Origin of the sequence: Bacillus cereus group sp. BfR-BA-01524 (genome assembly GCF_022662595.1) — a bacterium.
GTDB lineage: Bacteria > Bacillota > Bacilli > Bacillales > Bacillaceae_G > Bacillus_A > Bacillus_A thuringiensis_S.
This window is the reverse complement of record NZ_JAKUDW010000037.1, coordinates 1-20703: the sequence shown is the minus strand read 5'-3', so window position 1 is coordinate 20703 and position 20703 is coordinate 1. Positions and strand designations below refer to the sequence as shown.

Below are 20703 nucleotides of genomic sequence, written 5' to 3'. Positions count from 1 at the left end.
TTGCTGACAACTTGGATTAATACAAAATATAAATAGAAAAAATCCCTAACAATATCCAAAACAATGGTTAGGGATTATTTATTCTTTATTAAAAGATTAACAGGTGACTTGCAAAGCAAGTTACCTGATTTTACTATAGATTCCTTAGGCTTTTCTGACTCATTCTCTTTATTTGCCGCTTCTAAAAATGTAGCAATATAATCCAATAGAAAAAAATTTACACTATCATTATAGGTTTATATATCTATACTAAACATTCAGTATATATATTCTCAATTCAATTGCTATTATTCCTGTGTTAAGTTATTAGTGAAAAATAGATTTTAACAATTAATTAATATTACAAGACATAAGGAATTGTATCAATTTAGTAATATGGATATGAATAGAATGGAGGAATAATTTTGTATAAGGTATCACAATTTAATGTACCTTTTAAAAAAGATAATATTAATTTTCTATATAATAGCCATACAGGAGCGTTTGTTAAAATTTCTGATGAATATAAGGATACTATAAAAAAAATTAGCAAAAGAGATTATAATGAGATTCCTAATTTACATTTAGAAGAATTAACTAGGGCTGGTTTTATAGTAGAAAATTCTTTAGATGAATACGGCGTTTACCACTATTTAACTAATAAGAGCCGTTTTGGAAGTGAATATTTAGGTTTAACCATAGCAACTACATTACAATGCAATTTTCGATGTCCATATTGTTATGAAAATCATGTAGATGAATATATTGAGGGACAAAAAGAAGAAGATTTGAAAAAATTCATTCAAAATAACTTAAGAAATAAGACTGAATTTTCTGTTACGTGGTATGGTGGTGAACCATTATTAAAAAAAGATCTTATAGATAGAATGTCAAAGTATATATTAACAATATGCAAAGAAAAAAATATTCAATTTAGAGCTAAAATGGTTTCAAATGGATATTTACTTAATAGAAAAATTGCAGAACATTTGGTCCAAGAGAATAACGTTAAATATGTACAAATCACATTGGACGGTGGCCCAGAGACGCATGATGTGACTAGAATCTTAAGAAATAAGCAAGGTTCTTTCAATAAAATTTTAAATAATATTAAAGAAATACAAGATATTATACAAGTCGGAATTCGTGTAAATGTTTCAAAAGAAAACGTTGCAGATGTGTATAAGCTTTTTCCTATTCTAATGAATCAAGGATTAAACAACAAAGTTTCCGTGTATTTTGCTCCAGTAGGGGCATACAATGACGTTTGTCAATCTATTAGTGAATCCTGTCTAGTAACAAGGGAGTTTGCAAAATGGGAGACAGATTTGATTGAATACGCTGATAAGATTGGCTTCAATATGGGAAATCTTTATCCTAAAAATCGTGGTGGTTGGGTTTGTCAAGCTGTAGATAATAACTCTTTTGTTGTGGATGCCTACGGTGATTTATTTAAATGCTGGCATGAAGTTGGAAATAAAAAATTAAGAGTAGGGAATTTAGCAGAAGGCATTACTTCGTTACAAACCTTAACAAAATGGATGAATTGGGAATTGCCAAACAAATGCAAGACATGTAATATTATGCCTCTTTGTAAAGGAAGATGCCCTGAACTGAGTTTAGAAAAACAAGATTTTGAATGTGATCAATTAAAATATAATATCAAAGATAGATTATATAGATATTACATAAAAAATCCTATCGATAAACAAAAAGTACCGGAAACTGAGGTTATTAAACAATCTAGTTAATAAAAGAGTTGAGATATACTTTTAGTGAAAGGAGGTGAATATAATGGAGTACATTGTAAAGCCAATTACATTAAATCCTAAGGATAACAGTGATCGATTAGAGTGTGGTATTAAGTTTAATTAAGACTTAATGATAACAGAAATCGATAAGAGTAGGTTTTTAACAAAAGGATATGTCGTTTCCATCATATATGGTAAGATATATCCTTTTGTGTATTTTTCTTTTCTTAGCTACATAGGGATGTGGTACAACCCCTTGTTAAAGTTTTTTTAGTAATTTAATTTGCATAAACATATTTATGTTCAATTAATATTATAGAGTATATAAAAAGACACTATAATATACATAGTGTCTTTTTATATGTTGACTAGTTCTGAAAGAAAATGTAGTGATTAATCATAATTTGTTGGATGCTTCTTGGTTAATTCTATTATAACATTAACATAGAAGAATTTAAATGCATTTATGCATATATATAATTTTAATTGTATTTTAGACACATCTGAATTTCTTTCTTTCGATTTCCAAAAATTCCATTTTCTTTATTTTTATATCTATACTATAATTTAACTGCTAAATCGTAAAAAAGGAGTTCTAATAGATATGGAGATGAGAAACTTACAAAAACTAATTGAAGACAAGAAAGTAGAATTAATTAAACTTGTAAATAAATATGGATTTAGACATCAGCAGGTGCTAAGTTTAAGTCAAGATATAGATAAGTTATTGAACTACCCCCACTTTCACTTCGTTTAGAAGTGAGGGACTCCTAAGTAAAGAGTTCTATCGAACTCTAATTGATTAGGCTAACCCCGCAGTCCTTGCGGTTAGAAGCCTTATCGCTTCATTCTTTAGATTGATACTTGCGTTAATATCCCTATCATGGTGTGTACGACAAGAAGGACAGTCCCATTCACGTAGGTTTAGATTTTTAACGTCTTTATTTTGATATCCACAACACGAACATAATTGGCTGGAAGCAAATGTTTTCGATACGACAATGACTTGTTTGCCATACCATTTTGCTTTGTATTCCAACATGGATCGAAATTGCGACCAAGATACCTCACTAATTGCTTTTGCTAACTTATGATTCTTTAACATATTTGATACTTGCAAATCCTCTATACCGATAACATCGTGGTTTTTGATGATTTCAGTTGAAATTTTGTCCAAGTAATCTTTTCTAGTATTTGATATGTATTCATGAATTCTAGCTACCTTTACTCGTTGTTTATTCCAGCGAAAAGATCCTTTCATTCTTCTAGAAAGCACACGCTGCGCTTTCGCCAATTTATCTTCTAATAATCGGAAAAACTTCGGATTTTCATAGTGTGTTCCATCTGACAAAATAGCGAAATCTTTTAGTCCTACATCTATTCCAATGTAAGAATGTGTTTTCGGAAGTTCTTGTACTTCTGTTTCAACTAATAGTGACACAAAATATCTACCAGAAGGGTTCCGTCTAACTGTAGCATTGACAATACGCCCCTCTACTTCGCGACTTTTGGCAAATCGAACAAGGCCTAGTTTTGGCAACTTTATTTTGTTCCCTACAACGGCAATGTTTTCATTTGTTTGTTTTGTGGTATAAGATTGTACGTTGTTCTTCTTAGATTTAAAGCGCGGTGCGCTGTTTTGTTTTTTGAAAAAGCGTGTATACGCATCCGCAAGGTTGCGAACAGACGACTGAATCGCAATACTATCCACTTCTTTTAGCCAAACAAACTCTTTCTTCATGGCAGGAAGTTTGGCAGAGCATGTACCATATGTTAAACCTTTCCCAGTTTCTTTATATGCGTGATCCCATAGGGATAGGAAATGATTGAATACAAAGCGAGAACAACCTATCGTTTTGTTGATTAGAATTGCTTGTCCTTGGTTTGGATAGATACGAAACTTATAGGCTTTATTAATTATCATTTGATTCACCTCCATTTCGGTATATGACTATTATATACCGAACGTACATTTGATGGATAGTGAAGTAACACTTTATGTATGTCGAACAATTAAGATGGCTTCTTGCCATCCCTTGTTCGAAGCCAATTCATCTCCCACCTACTCACTGGGCTGTGACCCTTCACGCTCCTTGAGGAAGGAGTCTTCTTGGCTAAAATGATAAAATTTTTTATTATTTTACTTGGGATGGACATTAAGGTTTTCATTAGTAAGTACATTAATATTTTTTTGTTTTTCTACAGGTTTTCTACTTAATAAGATCACTACAATTATGATACATATGGCCCCAATGATTTGGAAAAATAAGAAAGGAATATGCAAAATAACTACAGATGAAACGATTGAAGCAAGTGGTTCAGTACAGCCTAATAAAGTAGTTTCCTTAGGCGAAATGTATCTAATACTGTCTAAAAATAGATAGAAAGCAATTAATGTTCCAAAAATAACTACAAAGGCAATAAGGTATAGCGTATTTAGATCAATGTTCTCAATTGATTTTAAAAATATTATTTCTTTTTTAGAAAAATAATGAACTATTGTAACGCCTATTCCGCCAATAATCATACCCCAACCAACTAAAACTGCGGAAGACCATTTATCTAATAAAGTTTTAGAATAAAGAGTATAAAAAGCTAAAGATAATCCAGATAAAACTCCCCAAACAATTGCAGGGATTGATACAGTTAGGTTATTTATTGAACCATTGGTTAATAATAAGAAAGTACCCAAGGTTGCAAAAGTTATTGCTAAAACATCTATTTTAGTAGGTAAAGCTCTAAATTTGATAATCAGATAAAAAGTAATAAAAATTGGAGCTAAATATTGTAAAATTGTTGCGACTGCAGCATTCCCTTCACTAATAGATGCAAAATAAGTGTATTGTACCCCTAGCATACCAAAAATCCCAAAAATAATGAGTTTAGTAGCATCATATTTATTTTTCCAAATTGCAACAATCTCGAGTTTATTTTTACTAAAAAGTGAAATAAGTAACAATGTAACCCCAGAGATCAGTAAGCGGATTGTAACCAACCATTCTGTGGTAATACCATTATACTGAAATAGTTGTTGAGCGACGGTTCCCGATAGCCCCCATAAGCTAGCACCTATTACAACCATAATCATACCTTTAATACGATTCTTATTAACTTTATTCAAATAAAACACCTCCATTAAATTTCAGAAAAGAATTTCAAATATATATTGAATGCAATATATTGCGTGCTTTAAAAATGATGACTTTAAAATAAAACTCACTAGATATATTTATTGGATTTTATCATAATGATAAATTGTTATATAAGTTAAATTTACTTATTAAATATAAAAGTACTCAAATGAGTATTTTTACCGAAATAATTCTTCTTCATCAACTGTGTGGAGGGTGATAGAAAAGCAGTAGGTGGTAGATGAATTTCGGTTTGGCATAGCCAAAATTTTTTGATGAACTAGTTATATGAAGTTCTTTGATAACTTGGTATAGGAGGATGCAGGAAGAAAACAGAGCGTAAAAACCAACCCATTCGGTTCCTGCATAAAATATCAACCGTACCAAAAGAGCGTCCAAACGTTGGACATCTAGGGGTGGAACACCCCGAAGTAACGCTCAAGGAGACGAAAGGTTACTTTCGTCGTGGAACAGAGAAGCTCCACATCAAACTTTGCTGGGTGGTGAGTAGTTCACATAATTAATTATAAATTCTTAGAAGTTAATATATTTTGAACATCTTTCATTGGACGCAACCAGTTATTAGACATAGTATTTTCTAGTAATGATGAGTCACCAATTTCTAATGCTTTGATAATATTAGTGTGTTCATCTATAGATCGACTATCATGAATTACGTTTTGAAAGAAAATATACTCAAGACGCAGGGCATGAAGATGTAAGTTTTCTAAAAATGGTTCAATGTATGTATTCTTTGAAATTTCAACAATTAGGTTGTGGAATTTTAGATCTAGTGTTAATGCATTTCTAGTATCCATTTTCTCAATAGCTTGTTTAAATTCTTTATTTATTAACGTAAGTGCTTTAATATCAGATGTTTTAATATTATTAATAGCTTGTTTTCCCGCAAGGGTATGTATGCTTGCAATAGTTTCATAAATTAATGGTACATCTGCTACGTTGATTGGAGAAATTTTAGTTTTTTGTCCTGGAACCATTTCGACGAGTCCAGAAAGTTCTAGAATTTGAAGTGCTTCTCTTACGGGTGTTCTACTTACCCCTAAAGCTTGTGCTAGTTCAGTATCATTAATTTTCTCATTAGGTCTTAAAACACCTTCAATGATCCAATCTTGTAGTTGATTTAAAACAATAGTTTTTGCTGAAAATCTCGTTTGTTTATTAAGGTTTTTAGGTATAGGCAGGATAATACACTTCCTTTCTTTTTATAATGTCTAAAATTTCGAACAAAACGGAAAAGTAAAAGGTACTAAAACTGTTTTTATTTAAGTTTTGTTTGTTGCCCATTAACCAGTGATAAGGTTCTTTTAATTGGTGGATTAAGTTGGGTTAATAATACAAAAACTCCAATTAGACAAAAAGCACCTATTAATTCAGAAGCTGTATATGAAATATTAAAAAATAATACGGAAATTAAAATTGCTGTCAATGGTTCAATACAGGAATATAAGCAAATATCTTTAGGAGTAATATAATTTGTACCTTTTACATAAAAAATTGATGTAAGAATAGTTCCAAAAACAATAATAAATAGTAATAATAAAGTGTGGATTGAGAGAGTTTTAACAGTAGAAAGCAGGATAAACTCACTTGTCGAAAGCTTATTTAAAATTAATAATGCAATGCCTCCAATTACCATCCCCCATCCTAATACTATACGTAATGACCATCTTTTACATAGATCATCTAATTGATTTATGTAAAATGCAAACGACATGCCAGATAATATTCCCCAAAGTATAGATAGTATAGAAACATTTAGTTGGTAAATTGAGTTTTTTGTGAAGAAAAGATAAATTCCAATTATGAAAATTAAATATGAAAACAACTCTTTTTTATTAGGAGAATTAACATTTATCAGAATTAAGTATATACCTAAAAAGACCGGAGCTGAATAAAGTAGTAAAGTTGCAACGGCAACATTTCCCTCTTTAATTGATGAAAAATATGTATAGTGAGTGCCCAGTACACCAATTGTGCCAAACAGAATGATTTTATTAGCGTCTTGGACTGACTTCCAAATATTTAGTATATCAAGACGTCTATTGCCAAAGCACGAGATAAATAAAATTAGAATTCCAGATATCAATAATTTTACTGCAACAATTGATTCAACGGAGAGATTACTCTGGACAAAAATTTGTTGACCTAGAGCTCCAGAGGTACTTCCCAATAAAGCCCCTAGTACTATTAAACAAAAACCAGTTACTTTACAGTGTATATTTTTTTTCATTATATCCCTCCAAAAGAATTTATACAATATGCAATATATCACGTATTGTATAAATTCAGGTAATAAATATTGTTTTTTATTCTATTTATCAAGAAAAATGAAAGGGAATACAGATATAATGATGAAAAATTCGGAAAATTATTGTTTTTAATAATTCTTTAGCTTACAATAAAGTTAAATTTAAATTATGTTAGATGGTGATCGAATGGATAGAGAATATTCTATAGTTATAGAACATTCTCCTGCTTATGAACTTATTATCAGCTTGTACAACTATATAAATAATGACAAGATGAAGGAAGTTCATTTGAAAGGAAACTGGTTAGAAGAGACTAAATTACGGTTACCTGAAAGGTTTATCAATGAGTTACAAGATGAAAGATGGGAGGTATTACATCGGATAGTGTTATTAATTTCTCAATGTGAAAAAAAATCTTCCATTCCAGAATTTTTAAATTGGTTTGAAAATCTGTCAGCGGGAGAGATTTATGAAAGATTAGCTCCTTGGGTAGAATCTATATCTAATGACCTAAGTGTGATTAGGGATAGAAGTGTAGATATTTTATACAAATGGAACGAATATTATTTTAAAAGTATAGATCCTACCATTCAAATGCAATTAAAACAGGATGCAATTTCTTTGAATGAAAAATTAAGTGTTAGTAGACCGATAGATATTATAGAAACTGCTACTAATGGATTAAGAATTGAACAGCAGGATAACTTGAGAAAAGTTATTTTGGTACCACAATATCACTGTAGCCCTAGTACCGTATTGGATTATTTTGATGGAATTGCTACATGCCTATATCCCATCAATAAAACTTTCTATGAAGATGGAACAAAAGAGTTAGTTAAGGTTATGCAATGTTTGGGAGATGAGACTAGATTAAATATTTTAATATTTTTATCTCGAGGTCCTCGTTCTTTAATTGAAATTCATAAACACATGAATTTAGCTAAGAGTACGGTGCATCACCACATTACAAAATTAAAACGTGAAGGAATTATAAGAAGTCATTTTATTGGAAGTTCTATTCCCGCATTTTATAGCTTGAGAAAAGAATCTATTTCTAAAATTAATAATAAATTTATGGCAATTTTTGAGGGGGAAGAAAATTTTCATGAATAAATTTAAAGCTTATATACGAGAATATCATCCAATTGTGCACGTATTAGTATTTGGTACTGTCTTAATTTCTTTAACAAGTTCAATGAGTATGCCATTTTTAGCAATCCATCTAAGTAACTCTTCAGAGTTAAATTTTGCAACGATTGGATTCATTATTGGGATAGGCCCACTAGCGGGTACATTTTGTGGGCTTTTAGGGGGCGTATTATCAGATTTTATAGGTAGAAAAAAATTAATGATTTTTTCTTTAATTGGATTAAGTATTGCTTTTTTAGGATTTATTTCTACATTTAATCCGGTTTTATTAGTACTTTTTAGTATTATCAGGGGACTTTCAAATGCATTCTTTGGAACTATTTCAAAAGCTTTAATGGCTGATTTAACCCCAGATGAAAAAAGGTACAGAATGTTTGCGAATCGTTATCTGGCATTTAATTTAGGATTATCAATTGGTCCAATGTTGGGAGCTTTCTTTGGAATTGGTGGTAGTACAATAGCATTTGTATTAACAGCAATTATTTATATTTTTTATGCAATAATACTATTTATTATGTTGAAAGTTACTAATTATAATGAGCAAAGGGATGTTTCTACGAATGATGAAAAAGTTAGTATGTCTCTTATATGGAATGCAGTACGTAGCGACGTTCCGTTAATGTTTTTTGTTATTGGTGGTATTTTATTAACAACAGTCCATGGTCAGATGTCAGTTACACTTTCGCAATATTTAAAAGAAAATATTTTAGATGGAATTAAATTATTTGCAATATTGATGAGTGTTAATGGGCTTACGGTGCTTATGATTCAGATACCACTAACCAGATGGGCAGAACGTTTTAGCTTATTTCAAAGAATTGCATTTGGCTGTATTTTGTTTGCTGTAGGAGAAGTAGGTTTTGCATTCTCAACATTGTGGGTTGCTTTCATAATTTCAATGTTTGTATTTACAGTAGGAGAGATATTAGTAATCCCGGCTGAGTATGCTCAAGTTGATGAAATTACGCCATCTGGATTAAGAGGGACATATTATGGTGCACAAAGTTTAGGGGAATTTGGGAATTTTGTAGGCCCATGGTTTGGTGGAATTCTTTTAGCATTGTACGGTGGAACAACAATGTTCTTATTTATGGCTTTAATCTCACTTCTTGGTATTTATTTCTTTTACAGAGGAAAACAAATTTACAATAAAAAAGAAAAAAAAGATACACATTTAGGTCAGATAATGTAGAGCTAATACCATAACCACATTGGTTATGGTATTTTATTTTGATAATTCTGAAAAATATTTATAAAAGTTCTCTTTTATTGAAAGTATTGTCAAAAAATTGAACTTAAGATAGCATGAGAAATACCAAATGGAGAAGGGGGAAGTTTAAAATTCAGATTATTCAATATGGTTAGTAATTTCAGTTTATTTTATAATGAATACATAATTTTCCCTTTAGATTATTTATAAAGGTAGGTGCTTTATATACAACACAAGCCACAAAAAAATAATAGGATAAAGATCGCTAGAGTTTATAAACCTTTTCCAAAAATTAAAAAAGCTATGAATTTAGGAAAGGTTATTTTTTATGGATCAATTAGAGCGTGTAATCAAAATGTTTATCGGAAATTACGAGAGCATTTCATTTCTTTGGAAAAAGAATATGTTATTTCAGGACTTAGTGAAGAAGTAATTATTTATAAGGATAATAGAGGGATTCCACACATTGAGGCCAGAAACTTTAATGATGTATATAAAGCACAAGGTTTTATAACTACTACAGATAGATTATGGCAAATGGATATGAGTAGACGTTTAGTAAATGGAAGATTATCTGAGATATTAGGTCCAGATTTAATAAACAATGATAAACTTTTTCGTTCATTTTCACTATTTAGATCTGCTCAAAAATCTATTAGTCTTTATTCAGAAGAAACCTTGGAATGGATGCAAAGTTATTGTGATGGAGTAAATACGTATATAGAACACGCAAAAAAACTGAATAGATTACCAGTAGAATTTACAATTTTAGATTACGAACCTGAACCTTGGTCAATTCTAGATATGTTAAGTATAGGGAGATTACTATCCTATAGTTTAAGTCATAATTTTACAAATGAAATTTTTCGATTTGAATTGCAAAAGAAAATTGATGATGAATTATTTGAGGAAATAAAACCAAATTATCCATCGGATGGACCCATTACTATTCCTGATTATATGATGGGTGAGAATGTAAAGATAAAACAACAAACATCAGAAAAAACAATAAATAATTTAGATTTCTTTTCTGATCATTTAGCAGATTTATTGAATTTATCAAGCGAAGTAACTAAGGGTTCAAATGGATGGGTTATATCTGGTAAGCATACAAAATCAGGAAAACCAATACTGGCCAATGACCCACATATTGAAATGCAAGCACCATCTACTTGGTATCAAACGCATTTAAAAGTAAACAATGAAACAGAAAATATGGATGTAATAGGTGTAACATTACCTGGTGTATGTGGGATCATACTTGGCCATAATGACAAAATTGCATGGGGAGTAACAAATAATCGTGCAGATGTCCAAGATTTGTTTATAGAAAAAAGAAATCCTAGTAATCCTAATCAATTTCAATATAAAGGGAAATGGGAAGAAGCTGAAGTTATAGAAGAAGTAATTAAAGTTAAGGGGCAAGCAGATGTTGCGTTTCCGGTAGTTGTTACACGCCATGGACCTATTATTTCAGATGTTATTGGTAATAATCAACAAATAAAGTTAAAGGGAAATCTAGCCTTACAATGGAATGCAAATTATCCTACATGTGATTTAGAAGCTCTATTAGACATTAATCGTTCGAAAAATTGGGAAGAATTTCGTAATTCTTTGCGTAAATATAGTACACCGGTTTTAAACTTTTTATTTGCTTCAGAAGATGGAACCATTGCCTATCGAGTAGGTGGTAAAATACCGATACGTAATAAAGGAAATGGTTTATTACCGGTACCAGGATGCGATGATGAATTTGAATGGAAAGGATTTATACCTTTTGAAGAATTACCGGAGGTAGTCAATCCTAAACAGGGGTTTATTGTTTCAGCAAACAATAAGGTTATAGGTGATCATTATCCATATATGATTGCAAGTTCATGGGATGCCCCATATCGTGCAAAAAGAATTAACCAGATGTTAAGAAAAAGTATAGCTGAAAATACACCTTTAGTAATTGAAGATGTAAAAATAATGCAAGATGATACGTTAAATTTACAAGCGGTACAGCTATTAAATATTCTTTTACCGGTATTGTATCCTGTTAAACATAACAAATTAGAAACGGAATGTATTAGGATCTTGCAAAAATGGGATTGTAAAGATACCTCATATAATGCAGCGCCATTAATTTATCATTTTTGGTGGTGGGAAATTTGTTGTACCCTTTTTAAAGAAAAAATGGGAACGTTTTTATTTGAGAAAATGGTTGATCGGATGAACATAACTGACGAGCTTATACGCAAGGCGGCGCAAGGAAATGATAGTACGTGGTTTAATAATGCTGGCGGGTTTGAGAAAGTGATTATAGAAAGCTTTAAAAAATCTATTATTACTATAATAGATTTACAGGGAAATAACCCTTATGAATGGAAGTGGGGAGAGTTCCATCATTTCATTACTAAACACCCGTTTGGTAAGAAGAATAAATTTATAGGGAATTTAATAAATCCCCAGGGGAAAATTCCTATTGGAGGTAGCTATGTAACGGTAGCATTAGCATCGTATGATAGGAAAACTGGTCATATTCTTGATGGTGCACCATGGAGAATGGTTGTAGATTTGAAAGATTGTCTGGGAATGGATATTAATGCGCCGGGGCAATCTGGTAACTTTTTAAGTCATTGGTATGACGATCAATCTTTACTATATGTGAATCAACAATTAGAAATTCAAAAGTTTAAACCAGAACAATATAGGAATTCCAAAATGAAAGTGAAACTTAAACCAAGTAAATCGATGTGAAAGGTGGGGTAATTGTGGAATTATTTCAAAATACATTACTTTTAGAAATGACATCACTTGTAGAATTATTGCAATATCGTGCTAAAGAACAAGGTGATGTAACAGCATTTCAATTTTTAAGAGATGGTGAAGAGGATAAAATCTCATTAACTTATGGCGAATTAGATTTGAAAGCAAGAGCTATAGGAGCATGGTTACAGGATAGAGGAGCAAAAAATGAAAGAGTTTTATTACTATATCCACCTGGAATCGACTATCTAGCTGCCTTTTTTGGATGTTTATATGCAGGCGCTATTGCAGTACCAGCATATCCTCCATCTTCAAATAGGTTAATGCCACGTTTGAAAGTAATTTTAGAAGATGCAGAGGCAAAATATATATTGACACAGACAAAAGTTAGTGCACGTATGAGAAAATCTGAGTACTTTAATAATTGTGCAATAGAGTATTTGAATACAGATGAAGTTCCTGTAGGTTGCGAGGAATATTGGGTATTTCCAGAGGTAGATAGAAATACAATTGCGTTTCTACAATATACATCGGGTTCTACATCTACACCAAAAGGTGTAATGGTAACTCACGGCAATATACTGCACAATTCAAAATTAATTCAGCAGTCATTTAAGACCACTGAAGACGATATTGGGGTAATATGGTTGCCTCCATATCATGATATGGGATTAATTGGAGGATTGCTTCAGCCATTAGCTGTAGGATTTCCAGTAATATTTATGTCACCAATTGATTTTATGCAGCGACCAATACGCTGGTTAGAAGCAATATCGAAGTATAAAGCTACTGTAAGTGGAGGGCCAAACTTTGCTTTTGAACTCTTAATTGAAAAGACAACACCGGAGCAAAGAGCTGAGTTGGATTTAACTAATTGGAGACTAGCATTTAACGGTGCAGAACCTGTTCGTGCTGAAGTTATTGAAGAGTTTTCAAAAGTATTTAGTGTATCTGGTTTTCGAAAAGAAGCCTTTTATCCTTGCTATGGGTTAGCTGAAAATACATTATTGGTTTCTGGTGCAAAAAGTAAAAGCCAGCCTGTAATACATTCTTTTTCAATTGATGATATGAAAAAGAATGTAGTTTCCATTTTAAGTAAAGATGGGAAGGTACGTAATCTAGTAAGCAGTGGGATTATAGCAGAAGAACAAGAGATTTGTATAGTTAATCCAGATACTGGTCAAGAATGTTCTAGTAATGAAATCGGTGAAATTTGGATTAAAGGCGAAAGTGTAGCAACAGGTTATTGGGGTCGAGAAGAACAAACAATTGATACATTCCAAGCTTTTCTGCCTAATAAAAAAGGACCATTCTTACGTTCTGGGGATTTAGGTTTTTTATATGATGGAGAGTTATATATTACAGGACGTATAAAAGATTTAATTATTATTCGAGGCAGAAATTATTACCCACAAGATATCGAATTAATAGTAGAGAACAGTCATGAAAGTTTAAGGAAAAATGCAACCGCTGCGTTTTCTGTTATAGAAGAAGGTGAAGAACGGTTAATTGTGGCACAAGAAATTAGTCGCCAATACCGTAATGTTAATGTTCAAGAGGTTGCTAGTGCAATTAGACAAGCAGTAACTGCGGAGCACGGAATACAAGTACATTCAGTATTGCTTCTACAGTTTGGAAGTATACCTAAAACATCTAGTGGAAAGATCCAAAGACACGCTTGTCGTAACGGATATTTAAACGAAGAACTTAAATTAATTGGGGAAGATGTTGTACAAAAAACAAGTGGGTTAGATATAGAATTTGAAATTGAAGAAATGCTTTTTAATAGACAAGAGCTAGTAAAGTTAACTCAAGAAGAAAGGCAAATTAAATTAGAAAAATACTTACTTCAGAAAGTAGGTGTATCTTTAAAGATACCAGTTACTAATATTAGTGTAAATCAGTCACTAAATAGTTTAGGTTTAGATTCAATAACAGCAATACAATTACAGAGTCATATAGAGACAGATTTAGAAATTGTACTAGAACCAACTTTTTTATTAGAAGGTCCGAGTATATTACAAATAGCACAAGAGATGAATAATCAATTGTATAGAGAAAAATATTTGACTACTAGACTAGAAATTGATCAGATAAAAAGTGGAGAAATACCGATGTCTCGTGGACAACAAGGATTATGGTTTTTATATAAATTAGCTCCAAATAGCTCTGCTTATAATGTATCACGTGCTTTTAATATTGAAGGAAAGCTAGATATAACATCCCTACAGAAGAGTTTTCAAGAATTAGTTAATAGGCATTGTATATTAAGGTCATCTTTTTATGAATATGAGGGTGAATTGATTCAAAATATAGCAAAGCAAAAGGATGTATCTTTTCAATTAATGGATGTAAGTAATTGGAAAACCGAAAAGTTGAATGAGTTTTTGAATGTTGAATCTAGTCGTAATTTCACTTTAGAACAAGGTGATACTATGCGTGTATATGTTCTTAAACGTAATGAATCCCAATATGTAATGTTGTGGTCTTTCCATCATATCGTAATTGATTATTGGTCAATCGATGTTTTATTTAATGAGTTGAAGACATTATATACAAGAATAATAGTAGGGGATGTAAGTACATTAAGAACCAATGATTATGATTATAGCTCATATGTAAATTGGCAGAATGCAATGCTTAATAGTTCAGAAGGTGCAAGTAAATTGGAATATTGGGAAGAGGAACTATCGGGTGAGTTACCAATTTTAAACTTACCACTTGATTATAAACGTCCCCCAGTACAATCGAATAGAGGAGCAAACTTAAGGTTACGTTTAAATAAATCCATACACAACAAGCTAAAAGAGATTTCTAAAAATAGAGGAGTAACATTATATAATACGTTACTTTCAGCATATGGTGTTTTAATGTATCGTTATACAAATCAAGATGATATTATCATTGGTTCTTATATGGCAGGGCGAGTGAAGAAAGAGTTTGCTAATTTAGTAGGATATTTAACTAATGCTGTTCCAATACGATTAAACCTATCAGGAAATCCAACATTTAATGAAATGATTGAGCGAACAAATCATAAAGTAATTGGAGCTTATCGTAATCAGGATTATCCTTTTGAATCATTAATAAAAAATTTGAAAATTGATAGAGATTCAAGCAGACCACCGGTTTTTCAAACTGCTTTCGTAATGCAAAATGTGGGTGTTTATAATAAAACTCTCGCCCCTTTCACTGTAGGGTGTGAAACTACAAAGATTGATTTCGATAACGCTAGTTTAAGCTTATTTCCACTTGAGGATAATTCATCGTTATTTGATATCACTACAACAGTTGCAGAATCTGATGAGGGATTAATTATTAATTTCCAGTATAATACAGAGCTGTTTAAAGAGTTCACAGTAAAACGTATGATAAATCATTTTGAAATATTAATAGACAGTATAATAAAAAACCCAGATAATTCTATAAATTTAATACCTATTTTAACTGAGAAAGAGCTACTACAGTTAAATGATTGGAGTAAAAAAAGAGTAGAGTATTCTACAAATTTATCAATACCGCAACTGTTCGAGAAGCAAGTTAACTTACATGGTAATGCTGTTGCTGTGAGATATATGAATCAAAGTTTAACTTATGAAGAGTTAAATAAACGTGCAAATCAATTAGCAAGATATTTAACAAATTTGGGAGTAGGTCCTGAAGTAATGGTTGGTATCGCCATGGAACGTTCCATAGATTTAATTGTGGGTATTCTAGGTGTTTTAAAAGCAGGCGGAGCATATATTCCACTTGATCCACATGCACCTGCTGGAAGAATCCAGTATATGTTAGAAGACTCAAATGTGCCAATTGTTCTTACACAAAAAGATTTAGTTAATAATGTACAAAATGACCTAACAAAGATTGTTTGTTTGGATACAAATTGGCAAGAGATTAGAGAGATGGAAGATACCAATCTAATTTCAGACATTACAGAAGATAACTTAGCTTATGTTATTTATACATCTGGCTCTACTGGTAACCCTAAAGGTGTTTTAATACCGCATAAGAACGTAGTTCGATTGTTTAAAGCAGCAGATACCCATTTTAATTTTAATGAAAAGGACATATGGACGATGTTCCATTCATATGCATTTGATTTTTCTGTATGGGAAATTTGGGGAGCTTTATTATATGGAGGAAAACTCATCGTTGTTCCATATTATGTGAGTCGTGATCCAGAGCAATTTTATGAATTGTTAATTAAAGAAAAAGTAACAGTTTTAAATCAGACACCATCAGCATTTCGTCAATTAATACACGTAGATGAAAAAGTAAATATGCCACATGAATTAAATTTACGATACGTAATATTTGGTGGAGAAGCATTAGAAATTCAGAGTCTAGGTGGATGGTTTGAGAGACATGGAGATGTAAAACCTCAATTAATAAATATGTATGGGATCACAGAGACAACAGTTCATGTCACATATCGAGCTTTATCAAAGGCTGATTTAGATAGTCAAGCAAGTGTAATTGGTACAGCGATTCCCGATCTTCAGGTATATATATTAAATCAAGATTTGCAGCATGTACCTATTGGAGTAATTGGAGAAATGTATATAGGTGGAGCAGGAGTTGCAAGAGGATATTTAAATAAACAAGAGTTAACTGAAGAACGTTTTGTGAAAATACCATCTTTAGAGCAAGCAGGGCTAGTATACAAATCAGGTGATTTAGCACGTTATTTACCAAATGGAGATATTGAGTACTTAGGGCGTATTGATGATCAAGTAAAAATTCGTGGATTTAGGATTGAACTAGGTGAGATTGAGGCTATTCTGAATCAATACTCGAAAGTTCGTGAAGGTATAGTGTTAGTTCGTGAAGATGTTCCTGGTGATAAAAAACTAATAGCTTACATTGTTGGAGATAATTTGATGCCTACTGCAATTGGCGAGCTAAGAAATTATATGTCAGGACAGCTACCAGATTATATGGTACCAAGTGCTTTTGTATTATTGGATAAATTCCCATTAACAATTAACGGAAAAGTAGACAAAAAGGCATTACCTGCTCCAGACATGTTTGCGGTTGAAAGAGCGAAATATATTGAACCTGAAACACACATAGAGAAAATTTTAGCTGATACTTGGGAAGAAGTATTGGGGATACAAGAGATAGGAATAGATGATAATTTCTTTTTAATTGGTGGTGACTCTATTAGAAGTATTAAAATATGTTCGCTTGCAAAAGAAAGAGGGCTAAATATTTCTTTAGAACAAATTTTTAAATATCAAACAATTAGAGATTTATCTAAAGTAGTAGATATGCAGTACAGCATAGAAGATAAGGACGTAACAGTCCCACCGTTTTCGTTAATCTCAGAAGAAGATAGAAGGATAATTCCTATTGGAATTGAGGATGCATATCCTATTCCAGCAATACAAATGACAATTTATTATCACAGTGAAGTTAATGAAGTGTATAGATCTTATCTAGAAACATATCGTTTACGTGCTAATTTTAATGAAGAGATTTTTAACGAAGCAATTAATCGATTAGTAAAAAGACATGAAATTTTTAGAACTTCATTTGATATTTCTAGTTATAGTAAACCACTACAATTAGTTCATGAGAATACAGATTTAAAATTAAATGTCCAAGACCTTCGTCATATGAATGGAGAAGAACAAGAAAAGTATTTAAAAGATTTTGTGAGTAAAGAGGAGCACACAAAATTTGATTGGTCTAAACCAGGGTTATTCCGTTTTCATGTTCACTTATTATCTGATGAAATCTTCCAATTTACAATGTGTGAGCCTATACTGGATGGTTGGAGTGTTGCATCAACGGTTACAGAACTGCTAACCAATTATAGGGATCTGACAGAAAACCCTAACACATTAGAATATAAAAAGTTAAATGCTAAATTCAATCGCTATGTACAATTAGAACAACAGACAAAAGAATCGAAAGAAGCCAATGAATTCTGGGAGAGCAAACTACAGGATGTATCGACTATGCAGGTACCGCGTTGGTTAAAAACGCCTGCTTCGAAAGTAATTGAAAACAATAGGTTGATGCTTCCAATTTCGCAGCAAGTTTCTGAAGGACTAATACGCCTTTCTAGAAAAGTATCGGTACCTCTTAAAGATGTAGTATTAGCAGCACATTTAAAAGTGGTTAGCTTACTTACTGGTCAAACTGATGTTGTTACAGGGGTAGTAGCCGGTGGAAGGCCAGAGGAACCAGATGCAGAAAAAGTACTTGGTTCGATGATAAATACGATGCCGTTTCGTTTAGATATTGGTAACTGTTCTTGGGAAGAGTTGGTTTGTAAAACTTTTGACGCAGAGAGGGAAGCTCATCCGTATCGTCGCTATCCATTAGTAGATTTACAAAGAAAGTATAGTGGCGGAAAACGTATGTTTGAAACTATTTTTAACTATACTCATTTCCATGCTTATCAAGATATCGGAAAAAAAGCTGGTATTGAAATATTGAATGGAGAGCATCGTGAATCAGCTTATGTACCACTTACAGTACAATTTTCTATTGATCCTCAAACATCTCAGTTGATGTGTGTATTAGACTATTATCCAGAAGATATAAATGAGGAACAAATTAATTATATATCAGGTTATTATGTAAAAATTTTAGAATTAATAGCTCAAGGCTCCTCAGTTAATCATCATGAAAATTGTTTATTATCAAATGAAGAAATCGACCAAGTAACTTTAAAAAATGATGATGAGGTAGACTTTAGCGTTGATGAGTGCTTCCATATCCTTTTTGATAAGCAAGTGAAGAAAACACCAGATAATAAAGCAATAGTATTTCAAAATCAGGTAATTACTTATCAAGAGCTTCAAAAACGTTCTAATTGCTTGGCTAATTATTTGAAGTCCATTGATGTTAAACCAGGTATGTTTGTTGGTTACTTTGGAGAAAGAAATATAGATTGGGCTATAACAGTGATTGGTATTTTTAAAGCTGGTGCAGTTTATATACCTCTAGACCCTAAATATCCTGAAAGTCGTATTGAGTATTTGATTGAACATTCAGGTATGGATGTATTACTAACATATGAAAAATTTACCGATAGAATACCAAAAGATAAATTAAAAATAGTTTCCTTAGATAGTAGTAGGGAGCAAATTGAAAGTCAAAATGTATTATATCAACATAATGAAGTAACTTTAAATGATTTAGCATATATCATTTATACCTCAGGTTCTACAGGACTTCCTAAAGGTGTAATGGTGGAGCATAAAGGTATGATTAATCATTTATTTGCAAAAATAGATGTAATTGATATTAAAGAATCAGATATAGTAGCACAAAATGCTACTCAATGTTTTGATGTATCAGTTTGGCAATTGCTATCCGCATTATTAGTTGGTGGACAGACATATATATTACCTGATGAAGCTGAACTTGACCCAGAAGTGCAACTGAATGAAATGGAAAAAGCGAATTTAACAGTATTTGAAACTGTACCTACGGTACTTCAATCAACCTTAGAAAGAATTTCTTTAAATGAAGAAAAAAGACCGAGCTTTAGTTCCTTACGATGGGTAGTGTTAAATGGGGAAACTTTACCACCTGAACTTTGCCGTCAATGGTTTAAGTATTATCCGGATATTCCGATGATTAATGCTTGTGGAGCAACGGAGAGTTCAGATGATGTTAATCATCAATATATTTTAGAGCCGCCAGCTTTAGAAGAAAACTTTATATCAATAGGAAAGGTAATTCCGAATTGTACGGTATATATTTTAGATCAATTTATGAATCCAGTACCTATAGGAGTGCCTGGAGAATTATGTTATGGTGGCGTTTGCGTAGGCCGTGGTTATCTTAATGATAAAGAAAAAACTGAAAAATCTTTTAGGAAAAATCCATTTAGTCATGATAAAAATGAACGACTATATAAGACTGGAGATTTAGTTCGTCTGCGTAATGATGGTGCAATCGAATTTTTAGGACGCATAGATTATCAAGTGAAAATTCGTGGTTTCCGAATTGAGTTAGGCGAAGTAGAGGCAATATTAAGTAAACACCCAGATGTTATACAAGTCGTTGCTTTAGCACATTCGGATTCTTCAGGAAATAAAAGGTTAATAGCTTATTTAACAATTGAAAAGAATTCAAATTTAACAACAAAAGAATTACGTAATTATATGAAGGAACAAGTTCCAAATCATATGATTCCTTCTTTCTTTGTCTTTTTAGATGAGTTTCCAATTGCTTCAACTGGAAAATTAGATAGAAAAAAACTACCTGATCCTATATTTAATCTTAATGAAGATAATTTTGTTGAACCTAAAACAGATTTAGAGAAGAAAATCGCGAAGATCTGGGCAAATGCACTTGGATATCAATCGGTTAGTATGAGAGATGATTTTTTTGAAAATGGAGGAGAATCTTTAATTGCAACAAGATTGATTTCTTTAATTAGAAAAGAATTTCAAATAGATATGTCGTTACGTACTCTTTTTGAGGTAACAACTGTAGAA

At 31.8% G+C, this 20703-nt stretch carries 10 protein-coding genes; 6 read left to right on the top strand and 4 right to left on the bottom strand.

Translation table 11 applies throughout. The annotated features are described in order from the left end of the window. The first annotated feature begins 404 nt into the window (after positions 1 to 404). Together MR170_RS15190 and MR170_RS15185 are read left to right on the top strand one after the other, a co-directional pair. A complete protein-coding gene (locus tag MR170_RS15190) occupies positions 405 to 1730 on the top strand; it encodes a radical SAM/SPASM domain-containing protein (RefSeq protein ID WP_043939501.1) in 1326 nt (441 codons plus the stop codon). Between the two features lie 604 nt (positions 1731 to 2334). After that, complete coding sequence (locus tag MR170_RS15185) at positions 2335 to 2487, top strand: aspartyl-phosphate phosphatase Spo0E family protein (protein WP_000425967.1); 153 nt, start codon at positions 2335 to 2337, stop codon at positions 2485 to 2487. 45 nt (positions 2488 to 2532) lie between these two features. Here the strand turns inward: MR170_RS15185 and tnpB are convergent, their stop codons facing one another. From tnpB to MR170_RS15165, 4 genes are all read right to left on the bottom strand, one after another. Continuing rightward, the gene (tnpB, locus tag MR170_RS15180; RefSeq protein ID WP_015406689.1) at positions 2533 to 3654 is read right to left on the bottom strand and encodes an IS200/IS605 family element RNA-guided endonuclease TnpB; all 1122 of its coding nucleotides are present in this window, start codon (positions 3652 to 3654) and stop codon (positions 2533 to 2535) included. A gap of 216 nt (positions 3655 to 3870) precedes the next feature. After that, a complete protein-coding gene (locus tag MR170_RS15175; RefSeq protein WP_003275049.1) occupies positions 3871 to 4866 on the bottom strand; it encodes a DMT family transporter in 996 nt (331 codons plus the stop codon). 519 nt (positions 4867 to 5385) lie between these two features. Beyond that, a complete protein-coding gene (locus MR170_RS15170) occupies positions 5386 to 6063 on the bottom strand; it encodes a GntR family transcriptional regulator (protein WP_097914516.1) in 678 nt (225 codons plus the stop codon). A 77-nt stretch (positions 6064 to 6140) separates the two neighbouring features. Further along, entirely contained in the window at positions 6141 to 7112 is a 972-nt protein-coding gene (locus MR170_RS15165) for a DMT family transporter (protein ID WP_016083247.1), read from the bottom strand. Between the two features lie 205 nt (positions 7113 to 7317). Here MR170_RS15165 and MR170_RS15160 point away from each other — a divergent pair, with 205 nt between their 5' ends. The 4 genes from MR170_RS15160 to MR170_RS15145 form a co-directional block, all read left to right on the top strand. Next, positions 7318 to 8244, top strand: coding sequence for an ArsR/SmtB family transcription factor (locus MR170_RS15160; protein WP_242308575.1), 927 nt, complete (start codon positions 7318 to 7320; stop codon positions 8242 to 8244). Further along, positions 8237 to 9472 (top strand): MDR family MFS transporter, encoded by a 1236-nt coding sequence (locus tag MR170_RS15155; RefSeq protein ID WP_098640367.1) that lies wholly within the window; start codon positions 8237 to 8239, stop codon positions 9470 to 9472. The genes MR170_RS15160 and MR170_RS15155 overlap by 8 nt, the downstream gene beginning before the upstream one ends. Before the next feature lie 408 nt (positions 9473 to 9880). Beyond that, positions 9881 to 12232 carry a penicillin acylase family protein gene (locus MR170_RS15150; protein ID WP_229188715.1) on the top strand — a complete coding sequence of 784 codons (2352 nt, stop codon included), beginning with the start codon at positions 9881 to 9883 and terminating at the stop codon, positions 12230 to 12232. Continuing rightward, a partial coding sequence (locus MR170_RS15145) for an amino acid adenylation domain-containing protein (protein ID WP_481746783.1) occupies positions 12229 to 20703 on the top strand: 8475 nt, incomplete at its 3' end. The genes MR170_RS15150 and MR170_RS15145, both read left to right, overlap by 4 nt.

Excerpts from the sequence above, each read along its gene's own strand:
- MR170_RS15160 (WP_242308575.1), top strand. The coding sequence starts at position 7,318 with ATGGATAGAGAATATTCTATAGTTATAGAACATTCTCCTGCTTATGAA.
- MR170_RS15165 (WP_016083247.1), bottom strand. The coding sequence starts at position 7,112 with ATGAAAAAAAATATACACTGTAAAGTAACTGGTTTTTGTTTAATAGTA.
- MR170_RS15175 (WP_003275049.1), bottom strand. The coding sequence starts at position 4,866 with ATGGAGGTGTTTTATTTGAATAAAGTTAATAAGAATCGTATTAAAGGT.
- tnpB (WP_015406689.1), bottom strand. The coding sequence starts at position 3,654 with ATGATAATTAATAAAGCCTATAAGTTTCGTATCTATCCAAACCAAGGA.
- MR170_RS15155 (WP_098640367.1), top strand. The coding sequence starts at position 8,237 with ATGAATAAATTTAAAGCTTATATACGAGAATATCATCCAATTGTGCAC.
- MR170_RS15185 (WP_000425967.1), top strand. The coding sequence starts at position 2,335 with ATGGAGATGAGAAACTTACAAAAACTAATTGAAGACAAGAAAGTAGAA.